This is a genomic window from Pseudomonas sp. 91RF (genome assembly GCF_003576265.1).
Lineage (GTDB): Bacteria > Pseudomonadota > Gammaproteobacteria > Pseudomonadales > Pseudomonadaceae > Aquipseudomonas > Aquipseudomonas kribbensis.
This window is the reverse complement of the sequence record NZ_QWFC01000034.1, coordinates 78,102-95,051: the sequence shown is the minus strand read 5'-3', so window position 1 is coordinate 95,051 and position 16,950 is coordinate 78,102. Positions and strand designations below refer to the sequence as shown.

Here is a 16,950-nt window from a genome sequence, read left to right as displayed (position 1 = left end):
AGCATGGATCTCAAGGAAACCGACATCCTCGGCGACAGCATCGGCGAGCATTGGTATTACTGCTCAAAAGCAGCAGCGACCCGTCGATTGCTGGGGGAGGCGCCGATCAAGCGCATTCTCGACGTCGGCGCCGGTTCGGGGTTCTTTTCCCATCATTTGTTGACTCACACTGGCGCGCGAGAAGCGTGGTGCGTGGACATCAGCTATCCGGCCGACTCCAGTGCCACCACCGCGGGAAAACCGGTTCATTACCGCCGCTCGATCGATACCGTGGATGCCGATCTGGTGTTATTGATGGATGTGCTGGAACACGTGGACGACGATCTTGGCCTGCTCAAGTCCTACGTCGACAAAGTGCCGTCCGGCAGTCGCTTCCTGATGACCGTGCCGGCGTTCCAGTTCATGTGGAGCGGGCACGATGATTTCCTCGAACACAAGCGGCGCTACACCCTTGGGCAGTTCGAAACCCTCACCCAAAAGGCCGGATTGACGGTCGAGCGGGGTGCCTATTACTTCGGAGCGGTGTTCCCGATTGCCGTTGCATCGCGCCTGATACCCGGTGGTTCAGGTGGTTCAGCGCCTCGTTCGCAGCTGAAAAAACATCACCCGCTGGTTAACTCACTGCTGAAAACCCTGTGCAGCCTCGAGTTGCCGTTGATGGGCATGAACCGCCTGGCCGGTCTCAGTGTCTTCGTGCTGGCGCGCAAACCGTGATGACGACGCAGCGGTCCGAACTGATCCAGCGTGGTTTGCGCTTTGCCGTAACGGGTTTGTTCGTCACGGCCCTGCATGCGCTGGTGGCCGTGTTGTTCATCAATTTTGTGAGCCCTCAACCGCCGCTGGCCAACGGCGTTGCTTTTGTCGTGGCGACGGTGGTGTCCTACGTGATCAACACCACCTGGAGTTTTTCCGCGAGGCTTCACGGCAAGACCTTGCTGCGCTTCCTGATGGTCTCGGCGGGAGGGTTCGTGCTGGCGATGTTCGTGGCCTGGGCTGCCCAAATGGCGGGTCTGCACTACCTGCTGGGAATCGTGGCCGTCGCGCTGACCATTCCGGCATTCACTTTTGTATTGCATAACTTCTGGACGTATCGATGAAGGATTCGGCAAGGCGCCTGGCTGTCACTCTGTTGCCGTTGATGATCGGCGTCCTGGCCTTTTTCATCGTGGTCGGCCCGCGCGCGCTCAACCCGCAGAACATTGCCTGGCTGGGGCAGGGAGATCCTGCCACGCATTATCTGGGGTGGGTGTTCTTTCGCCAATCTCCGTGGACCTTTCCGCTGGGCTTGAACCCGACTTATGGACTGGAGTTGGGCAATGGCCTGATCTTCTCCGACTCCAATCCGCTGTTGGCGCTCCTGTTCAAGCCGTTTGCCGCGCTGTTGCCCGAGACGTTCCAGTATTTTGGCCTGTGGTTTCTCGGCTGTTTCATGCTGCAATCGTGGTTCGCCTGGAAACTGCTGGGGCTGATCACGCCAAACGTGACCTTGCGCGCATTGGGCGCCGCGCTGTTTCTGTTTGCGCCACCGATGATCATGCGCATACCGGTGCATCTGTCACTGGCCGGGCACTTTGTGATTCTGGCAGCGCTATACCTGGCGCTGCGTCCGGGAGACGAGCGGCGACGCCTGGCCTGGGGGGCCTTGCTGGGATGTACCGCATTGATTCACGCCTACTTGCTGGCAATGGTTGCGCTCATCTGGGTGGCGGATCTGGCAGCTCGTTGCTTCAAAAACAAACTGACGGTGCGCAACGCAGCAGTCGAACTGGTCGTGCTGTTTGCCCTGGTCAGCGTGTGTTGCTGGCAGGCCGGGTATTTTTCCGTCAGTGGCGCCGATGCGGCGTCCGATGGTTTTGGCTTGTACCGGGCCAATCTGCTGACGCTGTTCAGTGCCAACGCCTGGTCTTATGTGCTGAGGGATCTGCCCGGCGGCGTCGGCGACACTGAAGGCTTCGGGTTTCTGGGGTTCGGGCTCCTGTTGCTGGCGCTCTGTGGTGTTGTCGGCTGGCTGCAAGGGCGCACCGGCCTCGGAGAAAGGCTGCGTCGATACCCTGTTCTGCTTCTCGCTCTGTCGGGGCTGATGGTGTTTGCCGTGTCCAACAACATCGCGTTCGGGCCGCTGAATTTCTCTTATCCACTTCCGGAAAAAATCATCGCCATCGCCAATATTTTCCGCGGCTCCGGGCGCATGTTCTGGCCGGTCTACTACGCCGTCATTCTGGTCATCGTTTTTCTGGTTATACGGGCCAACGAGCCGCGCACGGCAATCTGTCTGCTGGCAATGGCGCTTATGGTCCAGGCCGCGGATACCCATCGCGGCTGGGCACCCATCCGCCAGCATTTGATGATGGAGCCGTCGTCTCGGTGGGCGACTCCGATGGTCGATCCCTTTTGGCAGAGCGCGGCGGCGCACTATCAAAAGATTCGCTGGCTGACGCCGCAGAATCATTCGTCGCAATGGATGAGCGTGGCAGCATTTGCCGCCGTGCACGGAATGGCGACGGATGCGGTTTATCTTGGCCGAATGGCGCAGGCGCCTCTGGAAGAGGCCGGCCGGCGAGCTTCCGAAATAATGGCCAGCGGGCAATACGACCCTGACACGTTGTACCTGCTCGGTGATCGGGCACTGCTGCGGGCGTTCTCGAACATCCATACCACAACCGATCTCTTTACCCGCATCGATGGCTTCCTCGTGCTGGCGCCGGGCTGGAAACAATGTCGCGAATGCTTGCAGGTTTCCGTGGAAAAAACGCCGCAGCAAAGGGTGCCTGAACTCGCCAGCGGACAAGAAATGCGGTTCAGCTACGGGGATGCCGGCCAGGTGTTTCTCGCGGGTGGCTGGTCGGATCCGGAACCGTTCGGTATCTGGTCCAGCGGCACCGACGCGGAGCTCGTGATGCGTGTCGCGGATTCGGCTCGCAGCCTGCGCCTGGAGACGGTTGCGTTCCTGCCGCCGGGGCACGCCCGTCAGGATGTCGTGATCAAGCTCAATGGTATCGAGTCGCCGCCCATCAGCCTCGACAAGCCCGATGGCAACATCCTTGAGTTGAATCTGACTCCGGCCATTCGCCAACGCATCAGGGAGGATGGCCTGTTGCGCGTGCAACTGCAGTTTGCCGACGCGATCAGTCCCCGCCAGTCGGGGGTGAGCAATGATGCCAGGCAACTGGCGATGGGGCTGAAGACGCTGACCGTCAACTGATCCATGGGTGCATAGACGATATCGGCGGGGCTTTCTACACTGCCCCCAATCCGGGGACAGGGGGCAATGGATGAACCGCAATGAACTTCGCAAGGCCGACATCAACCTGATGGTGGTGTTCGAGACCTTGATGCTCGAACGCAACGTGACCCGGGCCGCCGAGAAACTGTTTCTCGGCCAGCCGACCATCAGCTCGGCGCTCAATCGCCTGCGCACGATGCTCAACGATCCGCTGTTCATTCGCGTCGGCCACCGTATGGAACCGACGGCCCGCGCCGAAGACATCTATCGCCATTTGAAGCCCGCGCTGGACTCGTTGTCGGTGGCGCTGAGCCTGACCCGTGATTTCGATCCCGCCGTCAGCACCATGACCTTTCGCATCGGCCTGTCGGACGACGTCGAGTTCGGTCTGTTGCCGCCGCTGTTGCGCGCCTTGCGCCAGGAAGCACCGAACGTGGCGTTCGTGGTGCAGCATGTCGATTACTGGCGAATTCCCGATCTGCTGGCCGCTGGCGACATCACCGTCGGCATCAGCCAGACCCGTGGCCTGCCGGCCAATGCCAAGCGCAAGCTGCTGCGGCATATCCAGCCGAGCATCCTGCGCGCCGACAAGTCCGCCACTCCGCTGACCCTCGACGAATATTGCGCACGCCCCCATGTGCTGGTTTCCCACACGGCCAATGTCAGTGGTTACGCCGATGAGTGGCTGGCGGACCTCGGTCGAACCCGTCAGGTGGTGTTGTCGGTGCCGCAATACAGCGCATTGCCGGCGCTGCTGGCCGGCACCGACCTGATCGCCAGTCTGCCCGACTACACCGCCGAAGCCATGGCCGCCTCGGGCCTGCTGTTCAAGGAACCGTTTCCGTTCAAGACCCCGACGCTCGACCTGTCGATGGTCTGGCTCAGCCATGTCGACAGCGACCCGGCCGAGCGCTGGCTGCGCTCGCGGCTGGAGCAATTCATGAGTGAGCGGCCTCACTCGCCGCTCTGACTTGCCGAGCCGTGGTCCGGCTGCTTTGCTGAGTAACATCTGAATTCGTCGGAGCCTCGACCCATGAGCATTTCCCGTGGTTTGTTGCGTGGGCGCGGAAGTCTCGACAGCGGCAAGGTCGGCATGGTCGAGCTGTTCTTCGATCTGGTGTTCGTGTTTGCCGTGACTCAACTGTCCCACACCTTGCTCGCGCACTTGTCGGTTATCGGTGCGGTGCAGGTGACGCTGATGATGGTCGCGGTGTGGTGGGTGTGGATTTTCACGTCCTGGATCACCAACTGGCTCGACCCGGAAAAACTGCCGGTGCGTCTCGGGCTGTTCGGCCTGATGATCGCCGGTTTGCTGCTCTCTTCCTCGATTCCCAAGGCATTCACCGAGCGCGGCCTGATGTTCGCGGCGGCGTTCGTGTTCATGCAGGTCGGGCGCACACTGTTCGCGATCTGGGCGGTACGCGGCGAGTCGTTGAACATGACGCGCAACTTCCAGCGCATCCTCGCGTGGCTGACGTTGTCCGGGGTGTTCTGGGTCGGCGGCGCGTTGGTCGAAGGCGAGCAGCGGCTGCTCTGGTGGGCGCTGGCGCTGCTGATCGAACTGATTTCGCCGTCGCTGTATTTCTGGGTGCCGGGGCTGGGACGCTCGTCACTGAGCGACTGGAATGTCGAAGGCAATCATATGGCCGAGCGTTGTGCGCTGTTCGTGATCATCGCTCTGGGTGAGTCGTTGCTGGTGACCGGTGCGACCTTTGCCGAGCTGGTTCCGGGCCGCGATGGACTGCTGGCGTTTCTGGTGGCGGTGCTGGGCAGCATCGCCATGTGGTGGGTGTACTTCGACAGCGGTGCGGAGCGCGCGCACCACCGTATCGCTCATTCCGCCGACCCCGGGCGCCAGGCGCGAATCGCCTACACCTACTTGCATGTGCTGATTGTCGCCGGGGTCATCGTCAGTGCGGTGGCTGATGAGCTGGTGCTGGTGCATCCGGATCACGCCAGCGACGCCGGCATCGTCGTGATCATCGCCGGGCCATGGCTGTTCCTGCTCGGTAATGCGCTGTTCAAGTGGGTCATGGCTGATCGGCCGTTTCCACCCCTGTCCCATGTCTTCGGGCTTGCAATGCTCGTGCTGCTGTTGCCGTTGGCATTGAATCACTGGTTTTCAGCCTTGGCGCTGGGGGCATTGACCACGGCAGTCGTGGTGCTGGTAGCGATCTGGGAAACCCTGGCACTGCGTCGGGAGCTTCCCGTTCCTGTGTCGGAAAAAGCCGCAGGAGAGTAGGGCACAGCTGTGTTATATGTACGGCCTTTCTGCCGACCGACTGGAGTCTTGCGATGCCACACCTGCACATGGAATACACCGCCAACCTGCCGCAACTGAACGCCGACGTGGCGTTGATCCGGCTCAACAACACCCTGGTGGGGTCCGGTCAGTTTGCGGCGGAATTCGATATCAAGAGCCGTGCAGTCAAGGTCGAAACCTTCAAGGTCGGCACCGCCATGAGCGAGCGGGCCTTTGTGGCGGTGAGGCTGGCGTTGCTCAGTGGTCGTTCTCCGGAGATCAAGAAGCAACTCTCGCAAAGCCTGTTGGCGGTGCTGCAGGACCTGTGCGAGTGGCCGGCCGGTGTCGAAGTGCAGTTGAGCGTGGAACTGCTCGATATCGACCGCGAGTCCTACAGCAAAGTCGCCATCGGCGTGTAAGACTCAGGCCGCCTCCAGCTCCGCGCAGGTCTTGATGACCTGCTCGCGCAGCCAGAGGTTGGCGCTGTCCTGGTCGACGTTGTGGCTCCACTGCATGTCGAGGGTGAACCCCGGCAGGCCATTGGGGGCCTCGCAGTGATTGAACACCGCGTCGTTGGTCAGCAAACGCTGGATCCGCCGGGGCAGGGTGAGGATGAAATCGGTGCCGGTGATCATCTTCAACGCCGCGCTGTAGCTGTTGGAGCGGGCGACGATCTGACGCTTCTGCGCTTGCCGCGCCAGCCAGCCATCGACCATGTTGGTGGTGGACGTCCAGGGCGTCGGGAACACATGCCGACGTTCAGTGAAGGCCTGCAGACTCAGGCGCGGCTCCAGCGGCGTCGCACGTTTGTCGAAGACGCAGACCAGATCATCTTCCAGCAACATCTGCGATTTCAGGTCGGTATGGCTGCGGTGGAAGTGCGGGCCGAAACAGATCACCAGGTCGAGGCTGCCATCGCGCAGCTCTTGTGCCGGCACGTCGGTTTCGAACTTGTGCATGTTGACCATCACCGGCAGGTCGTCGAAGTCGAAACGCTTGAGCATGCGCGGCAGGATCAGTTGCTCGAAGTATTCCGGGGCGCAGATGTTGAAGGTCACCGGTTGCGCCATCGGGTCGAAGGTCGGGGCGCCGGCGTGGCACAGGTTGATGCTTTCGAGGATTTTCTGCACATGGCCATACATGCTGCTGGCCTTGTAGGTCGGGCGCATGCCCGTGCGGGTGTTGACGAACAATTCGTCTTCAAAACTGGTACGCAGTTTCTTCAGGCAGTAACTGACGGTGGACTGACTGACAAACAGCGCCTCCGACACATCGGTGACGCTGCTTTGCTCATACACGGCGACAAACACCATGAGATCCTGCATGTCGAGCTTTCTAAGCAAGTTACTGTTCAGCATCCGTTCTGTCTCGCTGTGCTCCTTGCGCCGAATCCGCGCAAACGTGTGCGCATGATCGTAACGGAACGATGGTGCCAGGAGAAAGCCCTGTAGGATTTTTCACGGACAGTTGTGGGACAGAAAGTTTTAGTAATACGACGTGTCAAAACGATCCTGTAAAAGATGGCCAGAAGCCTTTAGCCAGAGGGGTGAAGCACCGTGCACAACGCCCGATCAGTGAAAGTGCCGGGCGTATTGTCGAGGGTCGAAACGCAGCACGATCAGCAGCATGACCACCATCACTGCGGTCAGCGACCACCAGGCCCATTCGAAGCTGCCCAGTCGATCGCGGATCATCCCGGCCAGCAGCGGCGACAGGCCGGCAATCAGGTAGCCGATGCCTTGCACGAACGCGGTCAGTCCGCCGGCGCGCTGCGGGTTTTCGAGGTGATCGAGAGAGACGATCAGGCTCATCGGAAACAACCCGCCAATCCCCAGGCCCAGCAGGCACGGCCACAACAGGCTCAGATGTTGTGGGCTGAGGATCAAACCGCAGAATCCGCCGATGATCAGCACCAACAGGGCACCCAACACCCTACGTCGGTCACGGCTGCGGTTGGCAATGGCGGGAACCACCAGACCGGAAATCACCTCCATGGCCGTCAGAAAACCCAACAGCAGACCGGCGTTCTGTTCGCTCCAGCCGTTTTCCACGTAGTACGGCGCCAGCCACGCGAGTACACAGGTGTAGGAAGCCGTCCCCAGACCGAAGAAGATGGCGAGCAACCAGGCGCGGGAATGGGTGAAGAAGGCCTCTTTTCTCACTGCACTGGCTGCGATGGGCGGTGCGTCATCGCGTTGTGACAACCAGAACAGCAACGCGAGCAGCGCCAGTACCGCCCAGATCGCCAGCCCCGCCCGCCAGCTGCCGGTACCGAGCATCACCCGAGGCGCGAACGACGCGGCCAGGGCGGCGCCGCCCATGATCGACGTGACATACAGCCCCATGCACAGGGCCACGTTGTCGGGAAACCGAGTTTTGATCAGGGCCGGCATCAAGGCCTGAATCAGCGCGATGCCGATTCCGGCGAGCACGGCGCTGACGATCAATTGCGCCGCCGAGTCGAGAAACAGCCGCGACAGCGTCGCCAGGCCGATGATCAGTAACGACAGCAGCACCGTGCGCCGCTCGCCCAGACGCTGGCTGATGCCGATTCCGAAAAACATCGCCAGCCCCATGGCCATCACCGGCAGCATGGTCAGCAGCGAGGCCAGGCTGAAACTCAACGGAATGTCGCCACGAATCGCCGACAGCAAAGGCCCGACGGCGGCCATCGACGGGCGCAGGTTAAGGGCGACCAGGACGATACCGAGCATCAGCCAGACGGCGGGGCGGGCAGTGGCGCGAACGTTTTCCATCTTCAGACCTTTGAATCAGAGGCTGTCGATTAGGCGTGTGCGCTCCCGGCGTCGGCAAATCAGAAAATCCCGAGGGGTATTTAAAAACTCGATACGCCTCCCGTGCCCTCTGCTGAAGCGAGCTGTAATTTTTTACTGAATCACACCTGACGAATGTCCGGATTTCATGGTTATTTCATGAGCCAACTAATCGTTGGCTTCTTTTTCACAAAAAATTGATGGCGGGTTACGTAGAGTTTTTATTGCCCGGGCCAATGAAGTTTTCACAATTGGCCACGGCGCTTCTTTTCAGGAAATAGCCCCCCTCATATGTTGAAGTTAAAAGCCGTGCGCCCGGAATGGGTGACGTTGTTTGCCAGCGCCTTTCTTTTGATCGGATTCAATTTCGTACTTTGGCAATATCTCCTCGAGATCACCGCTGCCGATGGCATCGCCATGGGCATTGCGTTCGGGGTGATGATCTTCGCGGCCTACAACATCGTGCTGACCTTTCTGGCGTTTCGCCCGGTATTGAAACCCGTGTTGACGGCGCTGTTTCTGATCAGTGCCGGTGTGGCTTATTTCATGAGTCAGTATGGCGTGATGATTGACGCCGGCATGTTTCGCAACTTCGCTGAAACCAATGCCACAGAAGTTCGTGATCTGCTGTCATTGAAGTTGTTCGCCTATCTATTGTTTCTGGGCATCTTGCCGTCGTGGTTGTTGTGGAAGTTGCCTGTTGATTATCGTCGCTGGCACCGCGAGTTATTAAGCAAAGTTGTGGTGTGTGCAGCATCGTTCGCTGTTATTGGTGGCGTGGCACTGGCCAACTATCAGGGCTTGTCTTCGCTGTTTCGCAACCACCACGAATTGCGCCTGATGCTGGTGCCGAGCAACTACATCGGTGCATCGGCCGGCTATTTGCGTGAACAGGTGGTTTCCGCCCGGCAACCATTCATCAAGATCGGCGAAGACGCCCAGCGTAACCCTGCACTGCAAAACCGTCCGCGCAAGTCGCTGACCGTGCTGGTGGTGGGTGAAAGTGCCCGGGCGGAGAACTTCGGCATCCTCGGCTACAACCGCGACACCACGCCGAAACTGGACAAGGAAGCCGGCCTGATCGCGTTCACCGATGTGCATTCCTGCGGTACGGAAACAGCGGTCTCGGTGCCGTGCATGTTCTCCAACATGAGTCGCCAGGATTACGACGCCAGCAAGGCGAAAAATCAGGAAGGGCTGCTGGATGTGCTCAAGCGCGCCGGCATCGATGTGATCTGGCGCGACAACCAGTCGGGCTGCAAGGGCACCTGCGATCGCGTCACCCTGCAGGACGTGAGCAACCTGAAAGACCCGGCCCTGTGCGCCAACAGCGAATGCCGCGACGAAATCCTCCTGCAAGGCCTGCAGAGTTTCATTGATCACCTGGACAAGGACACCGTGCTGGTGCTGCACCAGATGGGCAGCCACGGCCCGGAATACTTCAAGCGTTATCCCAAGGAATACGAACACTTCACGCCAGTGTGTGAAAGCAACGCGCTGAACAATTGCAGCCGCGAGAGCATCGTCAACGGTTACGACAACACGCTGGTGTACACCGACCATGTGTTGTCGAGCCTGATCGATGTCTTGCGCAGCAATCAGGAAAAAGTCGATACCGCCATGCTGTACCTCTCCGATCACGGCGAGTCCCTGGGCGAGTACAACCTGTTCCTGCACGGCACGCCATACATGCTGGCGCCGGAACAACAGAAACATGTGGCGATGCTGGCGTGGTTCTCCGACAGTTATCAGAAGTCCTACTCGGTCGACACCCATTGCCTGCAATTGAGCCGCGACAAACCGTTGAGCCAGGACAACCTGTTCCATTCGATGCTTGGCCTGCTGGAAGTGCAGAGCAAGGTCTATCAGCACGATCTGGATCTGTTTGCCGGTTGCCGGGGTGCGGTCATCGACGGCGTATTGGCCAAGGACTGATCCGTCGGAATTGTTCTGTAAGACTATTCTTGCTGGCAGGCAGGAGATTTCATCAACGCTCTTGCCCTGCACAGGCGCGGAAAGCGCCGGTGGCGATATATACTGCGCGCCATTCTTGAAGGGAGAGCCGTGTGGCCATCGATATTCACTGGATTCGCGACAACGATAGCCTCGCGCAGTTTTGCGCCGAGTGGCAGCAGCTGCCTTTCGTTGCCCTCGACACCGAATTCATGCGGGTCGACACCTTCTACCCGATTGCTGGCCTGTTGCAGGTCGGCGACGGCAAACGCGCCTATCTGATCGACCCGCTGACCATTGACGCCTGGCAACCGTTGGCGGCGTTGCTGGAAAACCCGGCGGTGCTGAAAGTCCTGCACGCCTGCAGCGAAGACCTCGAAGTCCTGCTGCGCCTGACCGGCAGCCTGCCGGCGCCGCTGTTTGACACGCAACTGGCCGCGGCCTATCTGAACCTCGGGTTCTCGATGGGCTATTCGCGTCTGGTGCAGGAAGTGCTCGGCATCGAACTGCCGAAGGGCGAAACCCGTTCCGACTGGTTGCAGCGTCCGTTGTCCGACACGCAAATCAGCTATGCCGCCGAAGATGCCGTGCATCTGGCGGAAGTTTTCGTACAACTGCGTCCGAAACTGTCCGACGACAAATACGCCTGGGTGCTGGAGGACGGTGCCGAACTGGTCGCCAACCTGCGTCGCGAGACCGATCCGTACGAGGTGTATCGCGAGGCGAAGCTGGCGTGGAAACTGTCCCGCGCGCAACTCGCCGTTCTGCGCGAACTGTGCGCCTGGCGTGAGCGCGAGGCCCGTGCCCGCGACCTGCCGCGCAACCGTATCGTCCGTGAGCATTCGCTGTGGCCGCTGGCCCGCACGCAACCGGACAATCTCAGCGCGCTGGGCAAGATCGAAGACATGCACCCGCGTACCGTGCGTCAGGACGGCGAGTTTCTGCTTGATCTGATCAAGCGCTCTGGCAGTGTGGGGCCTGATCAGTGGCCGCCAGCCGTACCGGAGCCGCTGCCGATCGAAGCCGCCGCGCTGATCAAGCAACTGCGCGCCCTGGGCCAGGCCGAGGCCGAACGCCTGGGCATCGCACCGGAACTGATGCTGCGCAAGAAAACCCTCGAAGCGCTGGTCAAAAGCGGCTTCCCCGAGGGGCCTTACCAATTGCCTGATTCGCTGCGTGGCTGGCGCCGCGAGTTGATGGGCCAGAAGCTGCTCGACAGCCTGGCCACTGCCGGAGAACAGCCTTGAAACGTATTTGCTCCATTTACCAAAGTTCGAAGAAAAGCGGCATGTACCTTTACGTGCTCAAGAGTGATGCGCTGGAGCGTGTGCCGGAAGCCCTGATGGCGGCTTTCGGCAAGGCGAAGCATTCCTTCGATCTGGTGCTGAGCCCCGAGCGCAAGCTGGCCAGCGAAGACATCGCCGTCGTCCTGGAGAACCTCGACAAGCAGGGTTACCACCTGCAGATGCCACCGGCCGAGGAAGAGTACATCGAGCACTTGCCGGAAGAGTTGCTGCGACGCAACGACCCGGTCTGACCTGCGAGGCCCGGTCCCGGGCCTCTTGTAATCCCTGGAACTGTTTTTTACGGCGACGACTGCCACGAAGTGGGCGGCCGTCTGCACGGTTTGCGAAAGGTTTGAACATGCGCGTTCTGATTGCTGAACACGACCACGCGATATACACCCGGCTGCTGCGTCAGGCGGCCCCGGAGCTTGAAGTGCTGACCAGCGGTGACTCCGCCGAACTGGCCCGCCAGGCCGTCGATTGCCCGGTATGGCTGGGGCAGCCTGATCTGCTGGCGACCCTGCTGCGTCAGGGCCATCAGCCACAATGGCTGCAATCGACCTGGGCGGGCATCACGCCGCTGCTGGCCGACGGCTTGCGTCGGGATTACCGCCTGACCCGGGCGGTCGGCATTTTCGGTCAGGTGATGGCCGAGTACGTGCTGACCTACATGCTCGGTCACGAGCGCGAAGTGCTGGCCCGGCTGGTCAGCCAGGTCGAGCGCAAGTGGGACAATCGCACCGGCCAGAGCCTGGTCGGGCGCAAGGTGTTGATTGTCGGCACCGGCGACATCGGCCAGAGCGTGGCGCAGTTCCTGCGGCCATTCGGCGTCGAGCTGTACGGCATCGCCAGCAGCGCCCGGGAGCAGGCGCCGTTTGTCGAAGTCGGTTCGATGGCGGACCTGCCACGGCTGGTGGGCGAAGTGGATTACGTGGTCAATCTGCTGCCCAACACCGAGCACACTCACGATATCTACGATGCGGCGCTGTTCAAGCAATTCAAGCCGACCGGGTTGTTCATCAACGCCGGACGCGGTGTGGCCGTCGTCGATGCGGATCTGGTGGCGGCGCTGAAGGAAGGCCATCTGGCCGGTGCGGTGATCGACGTCTGCCGCCAGGAACCGCTGCCGCAACGCCATCCGTTCTGGACCGCCTGGGGTTTGCTGTTGACCGGGCACAGCTCGGCACCGACCTCACCGCCGATGATGGTGCAGTTGTTTCTGGATAATTTGCGGGCGTATCAGGCGGGTGACGGGTTGCGGGGGGAAGTGGATTTCGCACGCGGTTATTGATTCGCCGCGATAAAAACTGTGGGAGCAAACTTGCTCCCACAGTTCGTTTTGCAGTGTGGCTTACAGGGTGAAATCACCTTCAGCCGCCAGCTCGCTCAGCGGACGACGCGGGCTCGGCGTTTCCCGCGCTTGCAGGTAATCCGCCAGGGTTGCCTTGTCACCCAGCTTGCCCACCGCAACGGCGGCGTGCAGCGCATAACCTTGCGGAATGTTCAGCTCTTTGCGGGTCAGCTCCTGATCGAAGCCGGCCATGCCGTGGGTGTGCCAGCCGCTCAGGCTCGCTTGCAGCGCCAGGTGGCCCCACGCGGAACCGGTGTCGAAGGTGTGCCACAGCGCCGGTGTTTCTTCGGTCGCGCCCGGTGCGGTGAAGGTAGTTTTCGAAATCACGATCACCAGCGCCGAGGCGTGCTGCGCCCAGCTGCGGTTGAATTCATTGAGCAGGCCCAGGTAACGCTCCCAGTTCGGCGTGTCGCGACGGGCGTAGAGAAAACGCCACGGCTGCGAGTTGTACGCCGATGGCGCCCAGCGCGCGGCTTCGAAGAAGCTCAGCAGGGTTTCCTCGGAAATCGCTTCGCCGGTAAAGGCGCGGGGTGACCAGCGATCGGTGAACTGCGGGTGAATGGCGTATTCGGCAACGCGAGGGTTGGCACTCATCGAGAGATTCCTTGCTACGTTTGAGGATGGTTTGAAGCAAAACCCGGCGGGATCAGTTGGGCTGAACGATGGGGGTTGAATCCGAAGCCGTGCAGTTCACCGGAATGCAACGCGGTCGAGCGTTAATGGCACCCGGCCAGGGCTTCTTGAGAACGGCAAAGCTACTTGGCCGCGCAAAAACTGACAAGCCCTGCACAACCGGCAGTCGCCAGCGCTTGGCCCACGGGGCCCTGGGCACTAGACTGGCGGCCTTTTCACCACCTGATGTTGATGCTTGAGCCATGGCCGCCAAAGTCGAACCGTTCTGGAAACGCAAAACCCTCGATCAACTGGATCACGAGGAATGGGAATCGCTGTGCGACGGATGTGGCCTGTGCTGCCTGCAGAAGCTCGAGGATGAAGAAGACAACAGCGTTTATTACACGCGCATCGCCTGCAAACTGCTGGATCTGAAAACCTGCCAGTGCAGCGATTACCCGAACCGCATCAAGTTTGTCCCGGACTGTATCCAGCTCACCCCGGGCCAGGCCGAAGAATTCAAATGGCTGCCGCCGACCTGCGGTTATCGACTGGTCAGCGAAGGCAAGGACCTGCCGTTGTGGCATCACCTGGTCTGCGGTGATCGCGACGCGGTGCACCACGAACGGATTTCCCAGTCCGGGCGCATGCTCGCCGAAGGCAGCGTGCCGGAAGAGGATTGGGAAGATCACCTGATTTTCCGGGCCGGCTAAGCCCCTCAAGGATCCAGGCCTTGAGGATCGAGTTTCAACAAGGAGTGTGTATGGCTGTGGGATTGCGCCGGACGCTGATCGTCGGACTGCTGATGCTGAGCGCGCCGGTGTGGGCGGCGAAGAAGGTCGATCTGGATTACCGCGTGCGCCTGTTGCCGCAAAGCGATCAGGCGGAAGTGCGCCTGACCCTGGCCAAGGGCGATGCCGTGCGCAGCCTGGATTTCGACCTCGGCGACGGCAGCCACTACAGCGACTTCAAGGCCGACGGCCAATGGCAACTGACGCCGGGCCAGCAGGCGCGCGGCGTGTGGCGTCCGACGGCGGACAAGGCCAGCCTGACCTACCGCGTACGCATCAGCCACGGCCGCAAGAACGGCAGCTTCGACACGCGCATGACCCCGACCTGGGCGCTGATGCGCGGCGATGAACTGGTGCCGCCGGCGAAGCTCGATCAGCAGGACGGCATCGAACTGGTCTCACGCCTGCAATTCGAACTGCCCGACGGCTGGAAAAGCGTCGAAACCGCCTGGCCGCGCATCGGCAAGAACAAATTCCGCATCGACAATCCGTCACGCCTGTTCGACCGGCCCACCGGCTGGATGCTCGCCGGTCATCTCGGCAGTCGCCGCACGCGGCTGGGTGAAACCGAAGTCACCGTGGCGTCGCCCCAAGGGCAGGGCATGCGCCGGATGGATGTGCTGACGCTGCTGACCTTCGTCTGGCCGCAGGTGCAAGCGGTGTTTCCCCGCCATCCGAGCAAACTGCTGATTGTCGGTGCCAACGACCCGATGTGGCGCGGCAGCCTGGCGGCGCGGGAGTCGATCTACCTCAACACGCGGTTGCCGCTGGTCAGCGAAAGCGGCAGCAGCCCTTTGGTTCGGGAATTGGCGCAGGTGTTCGGGCGGATCAACGACGAGCAGCGCAGTGACTGGATCAAGGAAGGTTTCGCCGAGTACTACGCCGTCGAACTGGTGCGCCGTGCTGGTGGCATGAGCGACGAACGTTATCAGGCGTATCAGGTGAAACTGGCGAAGGACAGCCAGAAAGTGACGACGTTGCGCGGCGAGCAGATCAGCCCGGCGCAGGCCTCCAAAGCGGTTCTGCTGTTACAGGAACTGGATCGCGAGATCCGTCTGAAGACCCGCAACAAGCGCTCGCTGGATGATGTGCTGCGCGGGGCGATGCATCTGGGGACGGTGGATACCAAGGCGTTTGTGCAACTCGCCGAGAGTGTCATCGGCGAGTCGTCCAAGGTGCTTGATTCCGGGTTGCTTCAGTAGCGATCAGACCCCGGCTTTGGGCGACTTCACCGAGTCATTACCGGTCACGGTGGCGGTTTTGGTCGCCGCTTCGGCATTGGCTTTGAGCTTGCTCAGCTCTTCACCGGCGCGCTCGATCTTCGTGCGCACGTTGTTCATGTCCTGACGGCTTTTCTCCAGCAGGCTTTTCATCGAACTGTGGCCTGTGATGCCACGGGCCATGGCCACGCCGCCAATTGCCACCTGGATAAGCCCGAACACGCCGCCACGGCGCAGGCCCTTGCCGACCATGATCACGCCGCCGGCCAGCGAGCCGATGCGTTCCCAGCCTTCGACGTTCTGTTCGGAACGGGTCTGGAACGGGGTGGATTCGATACGCTCGACGCGTTTGAGCTCGGTCATGATCTTTCTCCAGGCAATGAGTGATGGATAAACAAGCTGACTGCGTGGGCGGTCAGCTCGTTCCATCGGATGTGCGGCGTTTCAGCGGAATTTCGGTCCGGAACGGGTGTTCAGGCCTTTGGCCATGCGGTCGTAGAGCACGACGTTGACCGTGGCGGCGAGGTTCATGCAACCGGTGGTCGGGATGTACACGACGTCTTCGCACCAGTCGCGGATTTCCTGATCCAGCGAGCCGTCTTCTGGGCCGAAAATGTACAGGGCGCGATCCGGGTGGGTGTATTCCGGCAATGGGCGGGCACCGTCGACCAGTTCCACGGCGACCGGGACGCAATTGAGCGGGAGGATCTTTTTCAGGTCGTCGATGCCGATCAGCGGGATGTCGTAGTGCACGCGCTTGGTGTCGGTGACGAAATCGGCGGCGCGTTCATAGCGCTTGCCGGTGTAGAACACGGTCGACACGCCATAGCAGCCTGCGGCGCGCATCACCGAACCGACGTTTTCCGGTGATTTGGGGTTATACAAACCAATGCAGCTGTACCGTTTGTCTGCCACGAGCGGGGTGCCTTCGGTAAAAAGAGGGCGATTATACGGGGATTGGGGGAGGGGTGTTCAGTTTGAGATTGGCGGTGTCTGCCAGGCCGCCTTCGCGAGCAGGCTCGCTCCCACAGTTGATCGGTGTCGTACACAAAAGCAATGTGGGAGCGAGCCTGCTCGCGAAAGGGCCGGGTCAGACGCTGAAGATCTTCAGTCTTCTTTTTTCATCAGGCCGGCCAGCGCCGCAAACGGGTTGTGCGTGGCCTTGGCGATTTTCGGCGTGCTCAGGGAGCCTTCGCCGAAATACTGCTGGTCGGTGTAGCGCGAGTGTTCGTTGTCGTGGCAGTACAGGCACAACAGTTCCCAGTTGGAACCGTCCTGCGGGTTGTTGTCGTGGTTGTGATCGCGGTGATGCACGGTCAGCTCGCTCAGGCGCTTGCCGGAAAACTCACGGGCGCAGCGGCCGCACACGTGCGGGTACATTTTCAGGGCCTTGTCGCGGTAGCCCATTTCCTTGTCGCGCTGGTTATCGGCGAGGATGCGATCCAGCTTCGAAGTGTTGGTCGGGGTGGACGAACTCATGGGTTCACCTTTGTAGAAA

Annotated in this window: 18 protein-coding genes; 12 read left to right on the top strand and 6 right to left on the bottom strand. The window is 60.8% G+C overall.

Going from position 1 to position 16,950, the window contains the following annotated elements; all coding sequences use genetic code 11:
* The first annotated feature begins 3 nt into the window (after positions 1-3).
* From DXT77_RS18830 to DXT77_RS18805, 6 genes are all read left to right on the top strand, one after another.
* Positions 4-714: a bifunctional 2-polyprenyl-6-hydroxyphenol methylase/3-demethylubiquinol 3-O-methyltransferase UbiG gene (locus DXT77_RS18830; protein WP_119428742.1), complete on the top strand. Its 711-nt coding sequence runs from the start codon at positions 4-6 to the stop codon at positions 712-714.
* A complete protein-coding gene (locus tag DXT77_RS18825; protein ID WP_256662980.1) occupies positions 714-1,097 on the top strand; it encodes a GtrA family protein in 384 nt (127 codons plus the stop codon). Before DXT77_RS18830 ends, DXT77_RS18825 begins: the two co-directional genes overlap by 1 nt.
* On the top strand, positions 1,094-3,202 hold the full coding sequence (locus DXT77_RS18820) for a DUF6311 domain-containing protein (RefSeq protein WP_119428740.1): 2,109 nt from the start codon (positions 1,094-1,096) through the stop codon (positions 3,200-3,202). Before DXT77_RS18825 ends, DXT77_RS18820 begins: the two co-directional genes overlap by 4 nt.
* A 70-nt stretch (positions 3,203-3,272) precedes the next feature.
* Positions 3,273-4,193, top strand: a complete 921-nt coding sequence (locus DXT77_RS18815) for a LysR family transcriptional regulator (protein ID WP_085710257.1) — start codon at positions 3,273-3,275, stop codon at positions 4,191-4,193.
* A gap of 63 nt (positions 4,194-4,256) precedes the next feature.
* Complete coding sequence (locus DXT77_RS18810; RefSeq protein ID WP_119428739.1) at positions 4,257-5,465, top strand: low temperature requirement protein A; 1,209 nt, start codon at positions 4,257-4,259, stop codon at positions 5,463-5,465.
* A 53-nt stretch (positions 5,466-5,518) separates the two neighbouring features.
* Positions 5,519-5,884 (top strand): 5-carboxymethyl-2-hydroxymuconate Delta-isomerase, encoded by a 366-nt coding sequence (locus DXT77_RS18805; protein ID WP_119428738.1) that lies wholly within the window; start codon positions 5,519-5,521, stop codon positions 5,882-5,884.
* A 3-nt stretch (positions 5,885-5,887) separates the two neighbouring features.
* On the opposite strand, the gene DXT77_RS18800 is transcribed toward DXT77_RS18805, so the two are convergent.
* Positions 5,888-6,823 carry a LysR family transcriptional regulator gene (locus DXT77_RS18800; protein ID WP_085730018.1) on the bottom strand — a complete coding sequence of 312 codons (936 nt, stop codon included), beginning with the start codon at positions 6,821-6,823 and terminating at the stop codon, positions 5,888-5,890.
* Positions 6,824-7,036: 213 nt separating this feature from the next.
* Positions 7,037-8,221 carry a cyanate transporter gene (locus DXT77_RS18795; protein WP_119428737.1) on the bottom strand — a complete coding sequence of 395 codons (1,185 nt, stop codon included), beginning with the start codon at positions 8,219-8,221 and terminating at the stop codon, positions 7,037-7,039.
* Between the two features lie 309 nt (positions 8,222-8,530).
* On the opposite strand from DXT77_RS18795, the gene DXT77_RS18790 reads away from it, so the two are divergent.
* From DXT77_RS18790 to DXT77_RS18775, 4 genes are all read left to right on the top strand, one after another.
* Positions 8,531-10,174 carry a phosphoethanolamine transferase gene (locus DXT77_RS18790; RefSeq protein ID WP_119428736.1) on the top strand — a complete coding sequence of 548 codons (1,644 nt, stop codon included), beginning with the start codon at positions 8,531-8,533 and terminating at the stop codon, positions 10,172-10,174.
* Positions 10,175-10,305: 131 nt separating this feature from the next.
* The gene (rnd, locus tag DXT77_RS18785; protein ID WP_085710266.1) at positions 10,306-11,439 is read left to right on the top strand and encodes a ribonuclease D; all 1,134 of its coding nucleotides are present in this window, start codon (positions 10,306-10,308) and stop codon (positions 11,437-11,439) included.
* Positions 11,436-11,729 carry a YcgL domain-containing protein gene (locus tag DXT77_RS18780; RefSeq protein ID WP_119428735.1) on the top strand — a complete coding sequence of 98 codons (294 nt, stop codon included), beginning with the start codon at positions 11,436-11,438 and terminating at the stop codon, positions 11,727-11,729. The genes rnd and DXT77_RS18780 overlap by 4 nt, the downstream gene beginning before the upstream one ends.
* Before the next feature lie 107 nt (positions 11,730-11,836).
* Positions 11,837-12,769 carry a D-2-hydroxyacid dehydrogenase gene (locus DXT77_RS18775; protein ID WP_119428734.1) on the top strand — a complete coding sequence of 311 codons (933 nt, stop codon included), beginning with the start codon at positions 11,837-11,839 and terminating at the stop codon, positions 12,767-12,769.
* A gap of 60 nt (positions 12,770-12,829) precedes the next feature.
* On the opposite strand, the gene DXT77_RS18770 is transcribed toward DXT77_RS18775, so the two are convergent.
* A complete protein-coding gene (locus tag DXT77_RS18770) occupies positions 12,830-13,423 on the bottom strand; it encodes a nitroreductase family protein (RefSeq protein WP_007958056.1) in 594 nt (197 codons plus the stop codon).
* A gap of 281 nt (positions 13,424-13,704) precedes the next feature.
* Here DXT77_RS18770 and DXT77_RS18765 point away from each other — a divergent pair, with 281 nt between their 5' ends.
* Together DXT77_RS18765 and DXT77_RS18760 are read left to right on the top strand one after the other, a co-directional pair.
* A complete protein-coding gene (locus DXT77_RS18765) occupies positions 13,705-14,154 on the top strand; it encodes a YcgN family cysteine cluster protein (RefSeq protein WP_085710269.1) in 450 nt (149 codons plus the stop codon).
* Between the two features lie 50 nt (positions 14,155-14,204).
* A complete protein-coding gene (locus DXT77_RS18760) occupies positions 14,205-15,434 on the top strand; it encodes a hypothetical protein (RefSeq protein WP_119428733.1) in 1,230 nt (409 codons plus the stop codon).
* A 3-nt stretch (positions 15,435-15,437) separates the two neighbouring features.
* Here the strand turns inward: DXT77_RS18760 and DXT77_RS18755 are convergent, their stop codons facing one another.
* The 3 genes from DXT77_RS18755 to DXT77_RS18740 all read right to left on the bottom strand — a co-directional run bounded on the left by DXT77_RS18755 (position 15,438) and on the right by DXT77_RS18740 (position 16,931).
* Positions 15,438-15,815: a DUF2892 domain-containing protein gene (locus tag DXT77_RS18755; protein WP_119428732.1), complete on the bottom strand. Its 378-nt coding sequence runs from the start codon at positions 15,813-15,815 to the stop codon at positions 15,438-15,440.
* Positions 15,816-15,896: 81 nt separating this feature from the next.
* Positions 15,897-16,367 carry an RNA methyltransferase gene (locus DXT77_RS18750; protein WP_007958066.1) on the bottom strand — a complete coding sequence of 157 codons (471 nt, stop codon included), beginning with the start codon at positions 16,365-16,367 and terminating at the stop codon, positions 15,897-15,899.
* Positions 16,368-16,559: 192 nt separating this feature from the next.
* Positions 16,560-16,931, bottom strand: a complete 372-nt coding sequence (locus tag DXT77_RS18740; protein ID WP_007944009.1) for a YajD family HNH nuclease — start codon at positions 16,929-16,931, stop codon at positions 16,560-16,562.
* Between the last annotated feature and the right edge of the window lie 19 nt (positions 16,932-16,950).